Origin of the sequence: Legionella wadsworthii DSM 21896 = ATCC 33877, assembly GCF_000701265.1 — a bacterium.
In the GTDB taxonomy this organism is placed as follows: Bacteria; Pseudomonadota; Gammaproteobacteria; order Legionellales; family Legionellaceae; genus Legionella; species Legionella wadsworthii.
The window spans coordinates 732,231-750,587 of sequence record NZ_KL370759.1 but is presented as its reverse complement, the minus strand read 5'-3'; the positions used below and the strand labels follow the sequence as shown (position 1 = coordinate 750,587).

The window sequence follows — 18,357 nt, the reverse complement described above, 5'->3', positions numbered from 1 at the left end:
ATTACATGGATTAGGATTCTTTTGCAATCAGAGAGGAATCTAAAGTTTACCATGAAAAAGTTATGATGAATTATTCTCAGCAGAAATAAGTTCCTGAAGGAAATAACTGGTGGAGCAAAGGACTACTAAAAATTTTTTTCTAAGCAGCCTGAGTTACTTACTGCTTCACCCAGGCCTACTTCAAAAGCTATATTTTAAACTGCAGTTGAAACCAGTAATTTGTTGACTCGGTTTATAAAATCTGCAGGATTATCTAATTGGCCACCTTCGGCTAATACAGCTTGTTCAAATAGCATAGTGACCCATAATTCAAATAAATCATCATCTTGTATGTCGTGCAAATGCTTGATAATTTGATGCTCAGGATTTATTTCAAAAACAGGCTTACTTAATGGAACCTGCTGCCCAGCAGCTTGTAAAATACGCTGCATTTCAAGCCCCATATCTTGCTCATCGGCAACGACACAAGCTGGAGAATCAGTTAATCGATTCGTTACTTTAACATCTTTAACCCTTGTATCCAGAACTTTCTTGATATGGTTTATAATCGGTTCAAGAGTTTTTTCCTGTTCTTTAATCTGTTCGGGTGATTCATCACCAAGTTCAACATTACCTTTAGAAATGGATTGAAGTTTCTTTCCGGCATATTCACTCAAATAACCCACCAACCACTCATCAATTTTGTCACTAAGTAGCAATACTTCAATTCCTTTTTTTCTGAAGATTTCTAAATGTGGACTATTTTTTGCAGCATTATAGCTGGACGCAGTGATGTAATAGATCTTGTCTTGCCCTTCTTTCATACGGCTAATGTACTCATCTAAAGTAGCTTCCTGCTTTTCTGTAGAGGTAGCTGTTGTTGCAAACCGTAATAATTTGGCAATGGACTCTTTATTTGTGAGATCTTCTATTGGCCCCTCTTTTAGAACCAATCCGAATTCATTCCAGAATTTTTGATAAGTTTCTTTATCTTGAGTGCTCATTTTTTCAAGCATGGACAAAACTCGCTTGGTACAGGCTGAGCGTATGCTTTCGACTTGTTTGTTATCTTGTAAAATTTCACGCGATACGTTGAGTGGTAAATCACTTGCATCCACAATACCCTTTACAAATCGTAAATAACGGGGTAAAAACTGAGCCGCATCATCCATAATAAAAACACGCTTTACATAAAGCTTTAAACCGTGCTTCGTTTCATGCTGCCATAAATCATATGGCGCATGTGCTGGTATGTACAACAGAGAAATGTAATCGTTTTTGCCTTCGACATGGTTGTGGGACCATGTGAGCGGATCTTGATAGTCATGTGAAATATGTTTGTATAACTGCTTGTATTCTTCATCAGTAATATCGGATTTCTGCATTGTCCATAAAGCGGTTGCTTTATTTACAGTTTCATATTCTTTAGATTCTTTAGATTCTTTATCCTCATCAGATATTTTTTTCATGACAATAGGCCAGCAGATATGATCAGAATATTTACTGATAATACTTCGCAAACGCCAATCGCTAAGGAATTCGTCATTATCTTCTTTAATATGTAAGATAACTTCAGTACCACGAGTTGATTTCTTTTCAGACCCAATGGTAAATTCACCTTCACCATTGGATTCCCATATAATTCCTTCTTCAGGCTTTAGCCCCGCACGTCGACTTTTAACCGTAACCTTATCAGCGACAATAAATGCGGAATAAAAACCGACGCCAAATTGACCAATAAGTTGAGAATCTTTGACATTTTCGCCAGTTAAATGACTCATGAATTCTTTAGTGCCAGATTTTGCAATCGTTCCTAAATTTTCAACAGCTTCATCCCAACTTAATCCGATTCCATTATCTTTTATGGTAATGGTTTTTAATTTTTCATTCACATCAATCGTGATTTTTAAATCAGAATCATTTTCATATAACGAACTGTCGGATAAAGCCAAAAATCTTAATTTATCTAAGGCATCAGAGGCATTAGAAATTAACTCACGTAAAAAAATTTCTTTATTGCTGTATAGTGAATGCACTACCAAATGCAACATTTGCTTTACTTCTGTTTGAAAGCCCATTGTTTGTTGCTTACTTGCCATTTACCTAATCTCCTATGACACATTTCTCTTAAGTTGTAATGTCATATAGGGTTTGATTGGGTAAATTTCAAGGGTAAAAATATAAATTCGCATATTAAATTTCTATTGAATTAAAACATCGCTCTATTCTTACATGTCCATTCTGGATGATGAGATTGTTTTCTTAGGTAAATTACCCTCTTCTGGTTCAATTTTTTCGCCATTACTAAAAAAGCTCAATCTGTTTGATCTCTCTTGATGGTATTGTTTCTCTGAGGTATTTTGCCCTGTTGTTTCTTCCTCTTCCTCGTCTTTGTATGTAGGTTTTAGAATATCTACATGTTCATATGGATTGAGTTTCATAACACTTTGTATGGAGCTTGTGCTATATGCTTCCGTGGTAGATTCAGAAGGGGAGAATTTTCTTTTTCTTTCAAGGTTAGAACCCTGCGTTGCCTGCATCTCCGGAATGTGGCTCTCCTCAGGGGGAATAAAATCTCTTAAAGGGGTAATTGGAGCAGAGGCTACAAAATCACGCTTTTGCTTTTTTGATTTAGAAAGTAAATATCCGGCTTCATCATAAATTTCCTGTCGATTTAATAATTTATTAATATAATTTTCTGCATAGGACCAATGTTCTTTGGTAAATGATTTTTTAGCTATGCTTTCTAAATCTTCTCTCGTGAGTTCCGATATCCGGTCAAGGGTTGCAAGGAGCTCATTCCTGTTACCAAATAAAATATTTGAAGCTTGATTTTTTATTTTTCTGTTTTCGTAATCGATAAGACCTGATAAATAGTTATATGGTTCTTCTTGCCCTTCTTCAATTTCTTCACCAATAAAAGAAACCAATAAATTTTTCAATTTTACTGGTAAATCTGAGTAGGAATTCGCAAAAACTGAAGAATGAAAGCTACAACCTGGATCAAGACGAACCGCAATAAATTCATCTCCAACCTTAACAAAACCAAAATTATCATCTGCCCAATCCACTTCTCCTAAAAAATGGCAGGCAACTAATATGGCGGTGAGTTGACGAATTTTCACTGATAATATAGGAAGCTCCTGACTACCAGGCCATTGAAAAAAGATCTCACCTTGAGCATTAATTCTTACAACACGATTCCAATCTTCATAATCTTCTAATTTATTGGAAATACGATAATACTTACCCTTTTTTTTATTTTCAGCCAAATAATATTCTGGTTGAGGTTCCCCCAAAATAAACTTTAAAATATTCCCTGAAAATACTGCCAATTCCGCAGCCAACAAAGGGTTATAAGTGCCTTCTACTTGGTTATTGGATGAATAGATGAATGTTTGACCTTCGTTTTCACAATGCAAAAACTCAGTCTTTTTAAACACGATTGAATTGATGAGATCAATCAACATTCCAGTCGCTTCGGGTGCATTCTTTTCAGTATTAGACTCGGTGGGAATCTGACTCGTTTCAAACTTTAATTCCATAAAAAAATAAATCAATGATATTTGCTTGTGTCATTATTATACACTTTGAACATTAATTTAACCTTAAGCCTCAGGTCTGAGGTACGCACACGTTTTAAAAGAGATGTTGATCAGGAAGGTTATTACAAAATTTTATTATATTTACTCGTATTGAAAACCGGGCATGGTTAAAGTGCCTCCGGAATGAATAATTAATACACTGCCTGTTAAATGATGGCTTTGTATATATTGTCTTGACTCATAAAAAAGTTTTGCTGCATAAATTGGATCAGCTAAAATTCCCTCCTCTCGTGCCAAACGTTTTATTTCAGTTTTAATCGTTTGATTTACTGAGCCAAACGCTTTTGCAGTTGTAGGATAATGGCAAAGAAAGTTATGGGGGATGTCTTGAATCCATTGACTTAATTTATTTCGAAATTTATTTTCATTATCAGCTAATAATAATACATGAATACACGCGGAATGATTGAATAGACTCATACCCTTGATAAGGGCTGCAGCAGAAAAACCTGTACCTGAGTCAATAAATATATGTTGGAAATTCAAATCTAAAGAACGCTCATTTAAAATGATATCCTTGGCAAGAGTCAATGCCCCATCCATTGATTGTAAAACGCTTGCTCCCTCTTCTAAAACAAAACCGGGTTCATACAGTTCCACTAGATAATCATGAGCAAGCTCTTTCACTGTTGCCCACTCATTCCGAGAAACCCAGACTATTTCTTCCTCATCTAAAAATAAACGGCTGAGTTTATAATTTCCCTGCATTGTTAATTGCCAAGGTTTTAATAGGAAAGCGGTTACTTTAAATTTAAATTCACGTGCTAGTTGCAACGCTGAAAGTAAATTATTGGATTGTGGTCCAGCAATGATGATTAAATGCTTTATCCCTTGTTCTAATAAAAAAGGAAAAAGGCTGGCATACTTTCTTAATTTGGAACCACTGATGCCACATCCTAACTCATCATCACGCTTCACATAACATTGGACCTTATCGTTAGGAAAATGGTTCAAACGATGGACCCTGCTCGTTAAATTCCACATACGAAATTAGGTGATGTTAAGTGATTATTAGATGAATTGCAGCGGGATCTATAAATAGATCTATTCAAAGTCGTTGTTTGATTCAGGATGTTATTATTTTCGGGTTTATTTTTGTGAATCGCGCACAAAATCAAGATGTCTATCATCTGAAGTTGACTCATGATATTGATAACCTAATTCGTTAAATTTCTTAATTTGTTCTAACTCATCAAGTTGGTTTTGCATCAGAAATTTGGCCATTGTTCCTCTCGCTTTCTTCGCATGAATTCCAATGATTTTCATTTTATCGTTTTTTCTTTCGTAAAAATTTATGGTACAAATTGGAAATTTTATTCGAGTTTCATCTACTGCATTGAAATACTCGCTGGAGGCCAGATTAATTAAAATTGGATTTTCCTGTCCCGCTAACTCTCTATTCAAGGCATCCGTTACTGTATCCTTCCAAAAATCATACAAGTTTCTGCCCTCAGGATTTTTTAATCCAACCCCCATCTCAAGTCGGTAGGGTTGTATTGTATCCAGAGGTTTTAATAATCCGTAAAGGCCAGATAAAATACGTAGATGATTTTGGGAAAAATCAACAGTTTTTTTATCCCAACCTGCTGCATTTAATCCCTGGTATACATCACCCTGAAATAAAAATAATGCTGGGTAGGAATTAGAGGATTTTTCCTCTTTGAAATTAAAATTTTGATAGCGATGATAATTTAATTCGGCCAAACTTTGGGATAAATCCATCAAGGACGCAATCTCATCAATGGTTTTCTCTTTCATCAAGCGAGCAAGAACCAAAGTTTTATCTAAAAACGATGGAGTCGTTGTCGTGCCTGTATAGGATTTTAAATCAGTTAATAATTTTTTAGCTGGCGATAATAAAATTAACATACAACTCCCATTATTTATGTACTGCAGTACCTGGAGCCATGCCTACCCGAGGTCTAAATACGTAAATGGTTATCGGTTCACTTGTATTCATTACATTCCCCTCTGCATCAATCACTTGAACGCTTAATGAATGTTTCCCTCGATACATCCCTTTAATTTCAAACACGGGATTCGCCTGGGGTTCCCCAAGCGCTGTTCCATCGTAAAGTAACTGCAATTTATCCCCAGGTAATAAATCGGGTTCTACTTGTGCGGTGACCACAACAAATCCTTCGTTGTTTCGAATAGTTGCACCAGCTGACGGCTGAGCTATGGCAATGGTCGTATAAGTATGCTTTAGCTTAACAGTATCATCTTGCTCTGACTGTTCCGATCCATTGGATCCCGATTTAGGAGGCGTTTGTGAATCTGTAGAAGTTGGTGATGAAAAACTTTGTGTGTCGGGAACTGTGACGATTTCAGCGCCTTCATGAGGCGTATCGCTAAAATGAACATTTCCCTGACTGTCTGTCCATTTGTAAATTTGCGCATATGATGCGCAAATTACAACCATCAATGACAGCGAAACAAAAAATTTTATCATCTCGATGATTCCTATAGACTGTAATATAACTCAAATTCATAAGGATGAGTCATACTACGAATTTTGCTGATCTCTTCTTCCTTAATGTGAATATAATTATTAATGAAATCCTGGGTAAAGACATCACCTTGCAACAAGAAATCATGATCTGCTTTCAAATTATCCATAGATTGTTCCAAAGAAGCGCAAACTGTAGGTACATCCACAAGCTCTTCAGGAGGCAAATCATAAAGGTCTTTATCCATTGCTTGACCTGGATGTATTTTTCTTTGAATGCCATCCAAACCAGCCATCATCATCGCAGCAAATGCGAGATATGGATTTGCTGTAGGATCCGGGAATCGTACTTCAATACGCCGTGCTTTGGGATTATTCACGTGGGGAATGCGTATTGCTGCGGAGCGGTTTCTTGCTGAATAAGCCAACAGGACTGGTGCTTCGAAACCAGGGACTAGTCGCTTGTAACTGTTCGTGGATGGATTTGTAAACGCATTTAAAGCACGCGCATGCTTGATAATACCACCTATATAATAAAGTGCTGTTTCGGATAAGCCACCATATTGATCGCCTGAAAATAAATTGACACCATCTTTAACCAGGGACTGGTGGCAGTGCATACCACTTCCATTGTCACCGACTAATGGCTTTGGCATAAAGGTAGCGGTTTTCCCGTAATTATGAGCTACATTATGAACGACATATTTTAAAATTTGCAATTCATCTGCTTTTTTCGTTAAGGTATTGAAACGGGTTGCTATTTCACATTGGTTTGCTGTTGCTACTTCATGATGGTGGGCTTCAACAACCATTCCCAATGACTCAAGAATTAAACACATGGCAGAGCGCATATCATGAGAAGAATCTACTGGAGGCACAGGAAAATAGCCTCCTTTAATTGCTGGCCTATGTCCGATATTACCACCTTCCAATTCTTTTCCTGAATACCATTGTGCTTCTTCAGAATCAATTTTATAAAATGAACCGCCAATGGTTGTTTCCCATTGAACACTGTCAAAGACAAAAAATTCTGGCTCGGGTCCGAAAAGAGCGGTGTCGGCAATGCCTGTAGATTGCAAATAGGCTTCAGCACGTAAGGCTAAAGATCTGGGGCAACGCTCGTATCCCATCATTGTTTTGGGATCTACTACATTGCATCGTATAAATAATGTATTGTCCTGAAAAAAGGGATCCAACTTCAATGTTTCCAAGTCGGGCATTAGAGCCAAATCAGATTGATGGATTTTTTGCCAACCTTTAAAAGATGATCCGTCAATCATTTTTCCATTTTCTATAAAATCATTGTCTACACATGAAACAGGGATGGTAATATGCTGTTCTTTCCCTTTTATGTCTGTAAAACGCAGATCGATTAGTTTGGCTTCATGTTCCTTAATCGCCTCAAGTACTGTATTTTTGCTCATTATTGCTCTCCAGGATATTCTGGTTGTATAGTGTACCTTAAGTGACTTATTAAACCCAATAGATTAAACTCTAAGATTGTATATAAATCATAAAATATTATGGGTGCGTACCAATATCAGGCGCTTCAAAAAAATGGCAATACCACGAAAGGCGTTCTGGAAGCAGATTCTGAACGTCATGCCCGTCAGCTTTTGCGTGATCAAGGCTTGGTTCCGACCAATATTCGAGTACTAACACAACAACGTACTGGCAATCAGGGTAAGAGTAAGATTTCTGCAGCGGATCTTGCTTTATTCACACGCCAACTGGCAACATTGCTGGCAGCAGGTATTCCTGTGGAGGAATCTTTACGGGGAGTAAGTGAACAAACAGAAAAAGATAAGGTGAGAGAACTCATTATAGGCGTTCGTGCTAAAGTATTGGAAGGATATGGATTAGCACAAGCCATGGCGCAATTCCCCTCTGCATTCCCAGAATTATATCGTGCCACTGTGGGTTCCGGGGAGCAAACAGGACATCTCGATGTGGTATTAGAAAAATTAGCAGATTATACCGAGAATCAACAACAAACAAGACAAAAAGTTCAGCAAGCGCTCATTTATCCGCTCATTATGATAATTGTTTCCATTGCAATCATTTGTTTTTTACTAAGTTTTGTAGTGCCCAAAATTATTGAAGTATTTACCAGTGGCGGGCAAACCCTTCCTGAAATGACTTTGTTATTAATCAATATTAGCCACTTCGTTAAAGATTATGGGCTTTATGCGTTGGGTTCAATGATCCTGCTGTTTTTCGTTTTTAAGAAAAGCCTTGCCAACGAAAAAATTAAAACAGCCTGGCATCGACTGATATTGAGGCTACCCATCGTTTCTTATTTAGTAAAGACAGTTAATGTTTCGCGTTATATCCATACTTTTGGTATACTTTTCGCGGCTGGAGTAAGTGTTTTAGAAACGATGCGTGTTGCAGCAAGTCTTGTAACCAATGTCGTGATGCGACAGTCTTTTGATACTGCTACAGTGAAAGTAAGGGAAGGATGTGGTATTAGTGAGGCATTAAAAGAAACCGGTTATATTAGTCCCATGGCAATCCACTTGATAGCCAGCGGTGAAAAAAGTGGTCAATTATCCAATATGATGGAACGTGCAGCAGTTCACCTGGATAATGAAGTCAAAAGGCTAATTGATACCTCATTAACTTTATTAGAACCTATGGTCATTCTGTTGATGGGCGCAATTGTTTTATTTATTGTTTTAGCCACCTTATTACCTATCTTCTCAATGGAGCAGTTAATTACTTAAAAATATGAAGTGAGTGAGACTTTCTGTTTTGCTTTACTTAATTCGATCTAAGTTTTAGTTGGAGTAAAAATGAATAGACAAAAAGGATTCTCTTTAATTGAAATCATGGTTGTAGTGGTAATCTTAGGTATTCTCGCCTCTATAGTTGTTCCTAAAATTATGGGCCGTCCTGATGAAGCCCGAAGAGTTAAAGCCAAACAAGATGTCCTTGCAATCCAAAACGCTCTTGATTTATATAAACTAGACAATGGTAATTATCCGACTACTGATCAAGGCTTGATGGCACTTGTTGAGAAACCTTCATCGAATCCAATTCCTAATAACTGGAAGCAATACCTCAAATCACTGCCTAAAGATCCTTGGGGAAGAGATTACCTCTATTTAAATCCAGGACAACACGGGGATGTCGACGTGTTTACTTATGGTGCTGAAGGTCAGCCAGGAGGCACAGGTATCAACGCCGAGATTGGTAACTGGGATGAGAAAAAATAATAATTTTATGATGAGCATCGCTGCAGGTAAGATGAAGCCACCCCCTTACTCTCAAGCGAAGCCCCAACAATCCTGTCAGGGTTTTACCCTGATAGAGATTTTAATTGTATTAGTCATAATTGGCATAACATTTGGATTTGCTTTAATCGCCTTCGGTGATTTTGGAGACAGTAGGCGGATTTTATTTTCCGCGGAACAATTGGTGAGTACACTTCGTTTGGCACAACAACAGGCTGTATTAGGGACCAGCACGCTGGGGTTGCGAATTGACAATAATGGCTATCAAGTCTTTCAATTGAGTAGTCATGCTCAATGGAAACCACTCTCTGATAAAGGAGTGTTTAAAATGACCTATTTTCCTACAGACACACGGATTACCTTAAAGACCAACAAAGCAGTACCAACTGGAACTCCCGCCATCATTATTTCAGCGTCCGGAAGTATGACCCCTTTTACATTAAACTTTGGAAGCAGAAAAGAAAACAGTTTGGCAATGCTGATTGGAAAATCAAATGGAGAACTGCAACTCAATGTGGTGGGCACGAAATGAGTTCATCAAATTTTTTATCACTTTTTCAAGTTCATGTGAATAAAATCTTTCAAGACAACGAAAACGGCAAAATCGATGCTTCATTACTTAAAAATGGCGCACAATCAGGCTTCACTTTAATCGAAGTATTAATTGCTCTTTCAATTATAGCGATTGCTTTAACTGCTTTACTCAAAGCCATATCTCAAAATGTGGATACAACGCGTCGAGTTAAAGAAAAAACTGTAGCTCATTGGATTGCCATGCAAGGCGTTGCCATGGTACAACTCAATTTACTCCAAATTAATCAAAGTCAAGAAACGACTCAAGATACCATCATGCTCAATCAGCATTGGTACTGGAGGGCGAAGGTAAGCGCGACATCTCAAAAACACATACAAAAAATAGTTATTTCAGTCAGCACGGACAAAATAGGACCATTTCGGGAGGAACTTCAAGCCTTTAGGTATGTACCATGACAAAAAATATCTTTTTTCTTAAGGAAAATGGGTTCACTCTTATTGAAATATTAATCGCGCTTGCAGTTTTTGCTATTCTGGCTACAATCACTTCTTCGGTATTATATAATGCGTTTACTACACGCTCCCGTGTCAACGAACAAAGTGAACGCTTAAATGAATTACAGTTTGCAATAAGCCTAATCCAACAAGATACAAGTCAAACAGTCGATCGCCCCATTCGTAGTAATGAAATGCAATTATTGGCTTCTTTTATCGGTCAAAAAACTTATGTGGAGTTTACTCGAGATGGGGACGTTAATCCGGGAAGTATTGAAAAAAGAAGTACGTTAAAACGAGTCGCTTATACTTGCCAACAGGGAACTCTCGTTCGGAGAACGTGGGACAGCCTTGATATGATAAATCAAAAAAAATATGAAAATAAAATTTTGTTAAAAAACCTGACCAACTGTAATTTTGGATATTTAAATCAAAATTTACAAGTACTTCCAGAATGGCGAGAGCAAGCAGTCACTCTGAATCAACGTAAAGAGCCCTTCCCTAAAGCCATACAATTCAATTTAACTTTACAAAACCAGGGAAATATTAGTTTACTTTTTATTTTACCAGGTGCTCTTTATGCTTCGAATTAGCAGAATAAAAGGTAGTGCTTTGCTTACAGCTCTTTTTATCATGACTTTAGTGGCAATAGTCGCTACCGCCATGAGTACTAAAGTACAATTGGATATTTACCGAACCAGATTGATTCTCACTCACGACAAGATTTATCTCGCCTCCCAAGCAGTTTCTTTTTGGGCTCTAGGTGAATTAAGCAATGGCAAGAATAAATTCAGGAAAGCGACACCGCAAGGTGTTATTGCCTTATTCCCTCCTGCTCTGGAGCATATCGATCCTACTGTTACCTTAAAAGGTGCACTTTACGATTTGCAAGCCCAATACAATATCAATAATTTGGAAAATAAAAAAGCAATGATTGGATTCCTCAACCTTATTGGTATCGCGATGCCACAAGCTCCCGAAGCAGAAAAGGTTAAACTTGCTCTTGGAATCAATGACTGGCTTTCTTCCTATGATTTAGCCCGCGGCAAGGATAATTATCTCTCATATTACATGGGCCAAAAGCCACCCTATTACCCAAGCCATCAATTGATGAGCAGCAAGTCAGAGTTGCGCTTGGTTAAGGATGTGAACGCACCTCTTTATCTGGCACTCGAGCCTTTCATAACAGCACTGCCTGAGCCGACCCCAATTAATATTAATACCGCACCATTAAAAGTACTAAAATCTCTAAGCAGTACAAAGAAAGAAACACAGATCAATGAACTAATAAAAGCGAGACAAGAAAAAGGAATTCGTGATCTGGCTAAAATCTCTGAAATACTTAAAAAGTTGAATATTGCCAATGATCAAATAACTTTAGAGAGTTCTTATTTTCTCAGTGTTGCTTCGGCTACGAGTGATAACCTCGGTTTAACTGTATATACTTTATTTCAAAGAAGCCAGGATAAGAATGGCAAGACCTCAGTCTATGTACTCAGGGAAAGCTTTAATGTTTTTTAAAGTTTAAAAAGGTGAGGTCCGACTATTCATCAGTTTTTGATTGTGGTTGAATGGTACTCTGAAGTATCTCTTTGGTCATTTCGTTAGCTGCCTGGATGTCTGCATTGGATAATTTATTTTTTAATAATTTAAGTTCTTTTATAGCTTCTGCGTTTTTATTTTGTGCAGCAATTTTAAATAAGGCATAAGCCTTAATCCAATCTTTATCCACACCTAATCCTGCGAGATACATGTACCCTAATTTGGCCTGACCTATCGGATTTCCTTGTGCTGCCGATTTGGTAAACCAATATACCGCTTGCTCATAATCTTTAGGAATACCTGTCCCGGTAAGAAGAAGTTGCCCTATTTCAGCTTGTGCATCAGGCTGACCACTTTGCGCTGCAGCCTGATACCAATATGCTGCTTTTTCGGGATTGGCCTCTACCCCATAACCTTTAAGATAGTAGTACGCCAAATAGGTTTGCGCTTTGACATGTCCTTGATTTGCTGCCTGGGAAAACCAATAAAATGCCAATTTATCATCTTGAGCTATTCCCTCTTGTTGTCCTGTATACAATAAACCCAAGCTATATTCTGCCCTTACCTCACCTTGATCTGCTGCTTTTTGATACCAATAAAAGGCTTTGTTCACATCTTTTGGGGTCCCTTCTCCCATAATATAATCATAAGCGAGATTCACTTGGGCTTTGCTATATCCTTGTTTTGCAGATTTTTCAAACCATTCAAAAGCAGCTTTTTTATCTTCTTTAACGCCATCTCCAGACACATACATTAAAGCAATATTTCTTTGCGCAATGGCGTTACCTTGTTTTGCTGATTTCATGTACCATTTGAACGCCTCTGTAAAATTTTGTGAGGTACCCTGGCCTAAGTCATACATAAAACCCAAGCTAAGCTGGGCTAAAGCATTATTTTTATCTGCTGATTTTTGATACCAACTGAGGGCTTCAGCATAGTTTTTAGTGACACCTTCACCATATTGATACATACGACCGAGCAAATACATCGCATCTGCATTACCCTCTCTTGCTGCTTTCATTAAATAAGGATAAGCAGTGGTATAATCCCCATTTTCAAAAGCTGCAAATCCTACAATCTCATCTCCTGCAAAAGCTGTATTCGCTACCAGCAATGCTGCCAAAATCACTCTGCGCATGCCGTCTCCAATTCAGTTCTCTTACCTAAAGATTAGAATAAAGAATCAACAAAGCAAGTTCACTATTTTAATAAAAACATGATCTTGTCTTTTGCACGCTGCGATTATTTTCCTGCCACCATCATTTTTCCAATTAATATAGAGCCGCATCGAGTTGCAATATTTGGATTTATATCACTTCCAACAGCCTGGATATTTTTATATATGTCTTTTAAATTACCAGCAATTGTAATTTCATCTACGGGGTATTGAATTTCACCATTTTCAATCCAGTAACCACTGGCACCGCGAGAATAATCTCCGGTCACAATATTAATTCCTTGTCCCATCAATTCAGTCACCAACAAACCTTTACCCATTTTCTTCAACAATTCGGTTAAATCTCCGGCAGTAGGATCTATCGTTAAATTATGAACTCCATCAGCATTTGCAGTTGTTTTTAATCCCATTCTACGCGCAGAGTAACTGCCCAAGACATATTGTTTCACACGTCCTTTTTCTACAAGAATATTAGGACGAGTTGCCACTCCTTCACTGTCAAAGGGTGAACTTCCCAAAGCCCCTAATAAATGCGGTTGCTCATAAACCCGGATAAACTCTGGAAATACCGCTTGTCCTATAGAGTCCAGTAGAAAAGTATTTTTTCGATATAGATTTGAGCCACTTATTGCATTAATAAAGCTCGAAAATAACCCACTGGAAATTCTTGACGAAAAAATTACCGGAGTTTCTTGAGTTGCAATTTGTTGCGCACCAAGACGACTTATAGCACGATCTACGGCATTTCTTGCGATTAAATGAGGATCAACTAAATCTCCAGGGTTACGGACTGTTGTATAATCGTAATCCCGTTGCATTTCCTCACCTTCTTTCGCGATAAGAGAGCAACTTAAACCATGACGGGTGCTGTGGACAAATCCAAATCCCCCATGAGTATTTGCAAATCCATGATGTGATTCGTAAGATGATACATTGACCCCATCCGAATTAGATATCCGCTTATCCAGTGATAATGCATAATTTTCACATTTTAAAGCAAGAGTTATCGCTTCCTGGGGGTTTATATCCCAGGGATGGAATAAATCAAGATCTGGATGATTCTTTGACATTAAATCTTTATCTGCTAACCCAAAACAGGGATCTTCAGCACTGACTCGCGCAATGTCACAAGCTGCTTTAACCATTGTTTCTAAGGCAGCAGGCGAGGTATCCGTACTGCTGGCGCCACCCTTACGCTGGCCTATATAAACAGTCAATCCAACACCTTTATCCTCACTAAATGCAACTGTTTCAACTTCCCCCATTCGCACATCTACAGAAAAACCCTTGTCGTTGTTCACTGCCACCATGGCATTGGTTGCACCTTCATTTTTTGCAAGTTCAAGTACGTCATTCATTAACCGAGTTAAATCAGTTGTTGACTTATGTACTTCAGTATTGTTATGTTGCGTTCTAATTTGCATAAGAGATTCCGTGGTGTTGAATGATGTACATAAGGATACAATAACATGTCTTCACAAACCAATGTTTATCATGCAAACAAATTCAATTTGTTCCGTTTTCTATTTGTCTTACCTATACTATTTTTTCCCTTTTCTTCTTTTGCGGAGGGATACTGGCGAATATTAAGCCCAGGAATTGAATACCAAGATTTGGCAGGAGGAATTCTCGCTCCCTGGTCCCATATTTATGCTTTTCGTATCGATCTCAATAAAAATAAACTGAGTTTAATCAATGCTAAAAAATTATTATTGAAAAATGCTTCTGCAGATCAGTTTGCAGAGCACAGTAAAGCACTTTTAAGCATTAATGGGGGATTTTTCGATCATGAGTTTAATCCTCTGGGACTTAGAATAAATAATAAAAAATTGGTAAACCCGTTAAAAAGGATTAGCTGGTGGGGTATCTTTTATATAAAGAATAACAAAGCTTTTATTTCCAGTGTCAATCATTTTGCTCATGATCAAGATATCGATTTTGCCATACAAAGCGGTCCCCGCTTGTTAATTAAACGAAAAATTCCCTCCTTAAAACCAGGGATAGCTGACCGCACTGCCCTTGGGATTACTGAAGATGGAAAATTAATTATTCTGGTGACTACCAGTGCAGCCATGACTACCAATAAACTTGCCCATATACTCCGCTCTGAGCCCTTATCCTGTATCGATGCAATTAATCTCGATGGCGGCAGCTCAAGTCAACTGTATGCTCACATCGGTTCCTTTCTTTTAAATGTTCATGGATTTTCAAACGTAAGCGATGCAATTATTGTTAAAAAGAGAAAAAATGCGAGATGAAGTTGTCTTCAAGAACCCCCTGAGTTCTTGTTCTGTGGACCCCGCCAGATACTATAAACAACACTTTGTAAATAAACCCACAACTTATCCACAAAATACTCCCATATTATTCTCTTGACCATCCATTAAAAACACATTATCTTGTTATTAACAACCCAACATAACCCAATATGTTGGGTTTTTGCTATAATCTAAGTAACAGTGGATAAATTTAACTCGACTGTTGATAACAATAAAAAAAACTGCGTGGAGGAAACATGTCCGCAATTCTTGATCCGGTAAATGATGTACCGCAAACCAGTCAACTGGAATTGACCGCTAATGCCCCTGGTTTATTAAAAACCATTAAACGCAATGGTAAAGTTGTAAATTATGATGATACAAAAATTAAAGTTGCAATTACTAAAGCGTTCATTGCTGACGAAGGTGGTACAGCCTCTACTTCTGATCGTATTCATCAACAAATTGAAGAGTTAACTCGCCAAATAACCCAGGTTTTCAAACGCCGGTTACCTAGTGGTGGAGCGGTTCATATTGAAGACATCCAGGATCAAGTAGAACTGGCCCTCATGCGCAGCGGCCACTATAAAGTTGCTCGCGCCTATGTTTTATATCGTGAAGAACATCGTAAAGCGCGTGAAAATGAATTAAAACAACAAGCGCGCGATAATAAAACACTGTTAATCACAATGCCTGATGGTGAATTAAAACCATTAGACACGGAACGAATGAATACGATTGTAAACGAAGCCTGTCGTCATTTAGAAAATGTTGATGCAGAACCTGTCATTAAAGAAGCGATGCGCAATCTTTATAATCAAGCAAAATTTGAGGATGTCCATAAAGCCTTAATTATGGCTGCCCGCACTCTAATTGAAAAAGAACCCAACTATACTTACGTCAGCGCTCGTTTGTTATTGGATAATTTACGGATGGAGGCTTTGAGTAAATTAGAAATCCAAGCGGATGCAACCTTTGACGAGATGAGCAAGCTCTACCCTTCTTACTTTAAAACATATATCGCCCATGGAATCAAACAGGGAATACTGGATGTAAAAATAGCCGATTTTAATCTCGAAAAACTTGGTAAAGCATTGCTACCAGAACGTGATATGCAGTTTAGCTATTTAAGTTTGCAAACCTTATATGATCGTTATTTTATTCACGATCATGGAATACGATATGAATTACCCCAAGCATTTTTCATGCGTGTCGCTATGGGTTTAGCTATGCGTGAAAAAGATAAAGATGAAAAAGCCATCGAATTTTATCTATTGCTGTCATCTTTTGACTATATGTCCTCTACACCCACTTTGTTTAACTCAGGGACTGTTAGACCTCAATTATCCAGTTGCTATCTAACGACTGTTCCTGATCATTTGGATGGAATTTATAGCGCCATCAAAGATAATGCCCTACTCTCTAAATATGCTGGAGGTTTGGGAAATGACTGGACTCCTGTTCGTGCTATGGGTTCCCATATCAAAGGAACCAATGGAAAGTCACAAGGGGTTGTTCCATTCTTAAATGTTGCGGATGCTACTGCTGTTGCAGTGAACCAGGGCGGAAAACGTAAGGGAGCAGTTTGCGCTTATCTAGAGTGCTGGCATAAAGATGTAGAAGAATTCCTTGAATTGAGAAAAAATACTGGGGACGATCGTCGTCGTACACATGACATGAATACCGCTCTTTGGATACCTGATTTATTTATGGTGCGTGTACGCGAAAATGGCGACTGGACTTTATTCTCCCCTGATGAAGTTCCCGATTTACATGATCAATATGGTAATGCTTTTGCATCGCTTTATTGTCATTACGAAGAAAAAGCGCGACAAGGTTTAATTAAAAACTCCAAGACAGTATCTGCAGTCAAACTGTGGCGTCGAATGTTGTCTATGCTTTTCGAAACAGGACACCCTTGGATGACCTTTAAAGATCCGTGCAATTTACGTTCTCCGCAACAACATGCCGGTGTAGTCCATAGTTCTAATTTGTGTACTGAAATTACACTCAATACTTCAGAAGAAGAAATTGCAGTTTGTAATCTGGGTAGTATTAATCTTCCAGCCCACATTAAGAAAGGCAAATTGGATACGGAAAAATTAAAACGTACCATTAAAACTGCCATTCGTATGTTGGATAACGTGATTGATATTAACTATTATTCCGTACCTCAAGCGCGTAATTCTAACTTAAAGCATCGGCCTATAGGTTTAGGGCTAATGGGCTTCCAGGATGCTCTTTATGAATTAAAAATTAATTATGCGTCTCCAGAGGCGGTAGAGTTTGCAGACTCCTCAATGGAATTAATTAGCTATCATGCAATCGAAGCATCATGTGACCTGGCTAAAGAAAGAGGCAGTTATTCAAGCTATGAAGGCTCTTTATGGAGTAAAGGCATACTGCCGATTGATTCTATTAATTTGTTACAGCAATCACGTGATAAATATTTAGAACAAGATCGTTCGCAACGCTTAGATTGGGAAAGTTTACGCATTAAAGTTCGTACACAAGGAATGCGAAACTCTAATGTAATGGCTATTGCCCCAACAGCGACAATTTCTAATATTTGCGGCGTGGCGCAGTCCATTGAACCAACATACCAAAACTTGTATGTCAAATCCAATTTATCTGGTGAATTTACCGTGATTAATCCCTACCTGGTCGCTGATTTAAAAGCATTGAATCTGTGGGATGAAGTGATGGTTAATGATTTGAAATACTTTAATGGTAGTGTTCAACCCATCAGCCGTATCCCTGCTGAATTGAAAATGCGTTATGCAACTTCTTTTGAAATTGATCCAATCTGGTTAGTAGATGCTGCGTCTCGTCGTCAAAAATGGATTGACCAGGCACAATCGCTGAATATTTATATGGCTCAACCTTCTGGTAAGAAGTTAGATCAGCTCTATATGCATGCTTGGATACGTGGACTCAAAACAACTTACTATTTACGTAGTTTGGGTGCGTCCAATGCGGAAAAATCTACTGTGACGGATGGAGCGCTTAATGCCGTTAAAATAAATGAAGAGCCTAAGGTATGTTCCATACTGGATCCAGACTGTGAAGCATGCCAATAAGA

At 38.0% G+C, this 18,357-nt stretch carries 16 protein-coding genes; 8 read left to right on the top strand and 8 right to left on the bottom strand.

Going from position 1 to position 18,357, the window contains the following annotated elements; genetic code table 11:
• Window positions 1-194: 194 nt before the first annotated feature.
• From htpG to glnA, 6 genes are all read right to left on the bottom strand, one after another.
• Window positions 195-2,078, bottom strand: coding sequence for a molecular chaperone HtpG (gene htpG / locus BU07_RS0109450; protein WP_031565481.1), 1,884 nt, complete (start codon window positions 2,076-2,078; stop codon window positions 195-197).
• Between the two features lie 129 nt (window positions 2,079-2,207).
• Window positions 2,208-3,524, bottom strand: a complete 1,317-nt coding sequence (locus tag BU07_RS0109445; RefSeq protein WP_031565479.1) for a hypothetical protein — start codon at window positions 3,522-3,524, stop codon at window positions 2,208-2,210.
• 141 nt (window positions 3,525-3,665) lie between these two features.
• Window positions 3,666-4,568 (bottom strand): pyridoxal-phosphate dependent enzyme, encoded by a 903-nt coding sequence (locus BU07_RS0109440; protein WP_031565478.1) that lies wholly within the window; start codon window positions 4,566-4,568, stop codon window positions 3,666-3,668.
• A 105-nt stretch (window positions 4,569-4,673) separates the two neighbouring features.
• Window positions 4,674-5,453 (bottom strand): peroxide stress protein YaaA, encoded by a 780-nt coding sequence (yaaA, locus tag BU07_RS0109435; protein ID WP_031565476.1) that lies wholly within the window; start codon window positions 5,451-5,453, stop codon window positions 4,674-4,676.
• A gap of 10 nt (window positions 5,454-5,463) precedes the next feature.
• Window positions 5,464-6,036, bottom strand: coding sequence for a DUF4124 domain-containing protein (locus tag BU07_RS0109430; protein ID WP_031565474.1), 573 nt, complete (start codon window positions 6,034-6,036; stop codon window positions 5,464-5,466).
• An 11-nt stretch (window positions 6,037-6,047) separates the two neighbouring features.
• Window positions 6,048-7,457 (bottom strand): glutamate--ammonia ligase, encoded by a 1,410-nt coding sequence (glnA, locus tag BU07_RS0109425; protein ID WP_031565473.1) that lies wholly within the window; start codon window positions 7,455-7,457, stop codon window positions 6,048-6,050.
• 99 nt (window positions 7,458-7,556) lie between these two features.
• On the opposite strand from glnA, the gene lspF reads away from it, so the two are divergent.
• The 6 genes from lspF (at window position 7,557) to gspK (ending at window position 11,819) form a co-directional block, all read left to right on the top strand.
• Window positions 7,557-8,759 (top strand): GspF family T2SS innner membrane protein variant LspF, encoded by a 1,203-nt coding sequence (gene lspF / locus BU07_RS0109420; protein ID WP_031565471.1) that lies wholly within the window; start codon window positions 7,557-7,559, stop codon window positions 8,757-8,759.
• A 69-nt stretch (window positions 8,760-8,828) separates the two neighbouring features.
• On the top strand, window positions 8,829-9,251 hold the full coding sequence (gene lspG / locus BU07_RS0109415) for a GspG family T2SS major pseudopilin variant LspG (RefSeq protein ID WP_031565469.1): 423 nt from the start codon (window positions 8,829-8,831) through the stop codon (window positions 9,249-9,251).
• The gene (gene gspH, locus BU07_RS0109410) at window positions 9,238-9,801 is read left to right on the top strand and encodes a type II secretion system minor pseudopilin GspH (protein WP_084157831.1); all 564 of its coding nucleotides are present in this window, start codon (window positions 9,238-9,240) and stop codon (window positions 9,799-9,801) included. The genes lspG and gspH overlap by 14 nt, the downstream gene beginning before the upstream one ends.
• Entirely contained in the window at window positions 9,798-10,259 is a 462-nt protein-coding gene (gene gspI / locus BU07_RS0109405; RefSeq protein WP_084157829.1) for a type II secretion system minor pseudopilin GspI, read from the top strand. Before gspH ends, gspI begins: the two co-directional genes overlap by 4 nt.
• Window positions 10,256-10,891, top strand: coding sequence for a GspJ family T2SS minor pseudopilin variant LspJ (lspJ, locus tag BU07_RS0109400; RefSeq protein WP_031565463.1), 636 nt, complete (start codon window positions 10,256-10,258; stop codon window positions 10,889-10,891). The genes gspI and lspJ overlap by 4 nt, the downstream gene beginning before the upstream one ends.
• Entirely contained in the window at window positions 10,878-11,819 is a 942-nt protein-coding gene (gspK, locus tag BU07_RS0109395; protein ID WP_031565461.1) for a type II secretion system minor pseudopilin GspK, read from the top strand. The genes lspJ and gspK overlap by 14 nt, the downstream gene beginning before the upstream one ends.
• 22 nt (window positions 11,820-11,841) lie before the next feature.
• On the opposite strand, the gene BU07_RS0109390 is transcribed toward gspK, so the two are convergent.
• Window positions 11,842-12,978, bottom strand: a complete 1,137-nt coding sequence (locus tag BU07_RS0109390) for a tetratricopeptide repeat protein (RefSeq protein WP_031565460.1) — start codon at window positions 12,976-12,978, stop codon at window positions 11,842-11,844.
• A gap of 104 nt (window positions 12,979-13,082) precedes the next feature.
• Window positions 13,083-14,441, bottom strand: a complete 1,359-nt coding sequence (pmbA, locus tag BU07_RS0109385; RefSeq protein WP_031565458.1) for a metalloprotease PmbA — start codon at window positions 14,439-14,441, stop codon at window positions 13,083-13,085.
• Window positions 14,442-14,486: 45 nt separating this feature from the next.
• On the opposite strand from pmbA, the gene BU07_RS0109380 reads away from it, so the two are divergent.
• Window positions 14,487-15,275, top strand: coding sequence for a phosphodiester glycosidase family protein (locus tag BU07_RS0109380; protein ID WP_031565456.1), 789 nt, complete (start codon window positions 14,487-14,489; stop codon window positions 15,273-15,275).
• A gap of 257 nt (window positions 15,276-15,532) precedes the next feature.
• Window positions 15,533-18,355: a ribonucleoside-diphosphate reductase subunit alpha gene (locus tag BU07_RS0109375; RefSeq protein WP_031565454.1), complete on the top strand. Its 2,823-nt coding sequence runs from the start codon at window positions 15,533-15,535 to the stop codon at window positions 18,353-18,355.
• Window positions 18,356-18,357 lie beyond the last annotated feature (2 nt).

Bases quoted from the DNA above. Each gene is read 5' to 3' on its own strand.
- gspK (WP_031565461.1), top strand. From the start codon at position 10,878: ATGCTTCGAATTAGCAGAATAAAAGGTAGTGCTTTGCTTACAGCTCTT.
- BU07_RS0109390 (WP_031565460.1), bottom strand. From the start codon at position 12,978: ATGCGCAGAGTGATTTTGGCAGCATTGCTGGTAGCGAATACAGCTTTT.
- htpG (WP_031565481.1), bottom strand. From the start codon at position 2,078: ATGGCAAGTAAGCAACAAACAATGGGCTTTCAAACAGAAGTAAAGCAA.
- BU07_RS0109445 (WP_031565479.1), bottom strand. From the start codon at position 3,524: ATGGAATTAAAGTTTGAAACGAGTCAGATTCCCACCGAGTCTAATACT.
- BU07_RS0109430 (WP_031565474.1), bottom strand. From the start codon at position 6,036: ATGATAAAATTTTTTGTTTCGCTGTCATTGATGGTTGTAATTTGCGCA.
- glnA (WP_031565473.1), bottom strand. From the start codon at position 7,457: ATGAGCAAAAATACAGTACTTGAGGCGATTAAGGAACATGAAGCCAAA.
- yaaA (WP_031565476.1), bottom strand. From the start codon at position 5,453: ATGTTAATTTTATTATCGCCAGCTAAAAAATTATTAACTGATTTAAAA.
- BU07_RS0109440 (WP_031565478.1), bottom strand. From the start codon at position 4,568: ATGTGGAATTTAACGAGCAGGGTCCATCGTTTGAACCATTTTCCTAAC.
- gspH (WP_084157831.1), top strand. From the start codon at position 9,238: ATGAGAAAAAATAATAATTTTATGATGAGCATCGCTGCAGGTAAGATG.
- lspG (WP_031565469.1), top strand. From the start codon at position 8,829: ATGAATAGACAAAAAGGATTCTCTTTAATTGAAATCATGGTTGTAGTG.
- lspJ (WP_031565463.1), top strand. From the start codon at position 10,256: ATGACAAAAAATATCTTTTTTCTTAAGGAAAATGGGTTCACTCTTATT.
- gspI (WP_084157829.1), top strand. From the start codon at position 9,798: ATGAGTTCATCAAATTTTTTATCACTTTTTCAAGTTCATGTGAATAAA.
- pmbA (WP_031565458.1), bottom strand. From the start codon at position 14,441: ATGCAAATTAGAACGCAACATAACAATACTGAAGTACATAAGTCAACA.
- BU07_RS0109380 (WP_031565456.1), top strand. From the start codon at position 14,487: ATGTCTTCACAAACCAATGTTTATCATGCAAACAAATTCAATTTGTTC.
- BU07_RS0109375 (WP_031565454.1), top strand. From the start codon at position 15,533: ATGTCCGCAATTCTTGATCCGGTAAATGATGTACCGCAAACCAGTCAA.
- lspF (WP_031565471.1), top strand. From the start codon at position 7,557: ATGGGTGCGTACCAATATCAGGCGCTTCAAAAAAATGGCAATACCACG.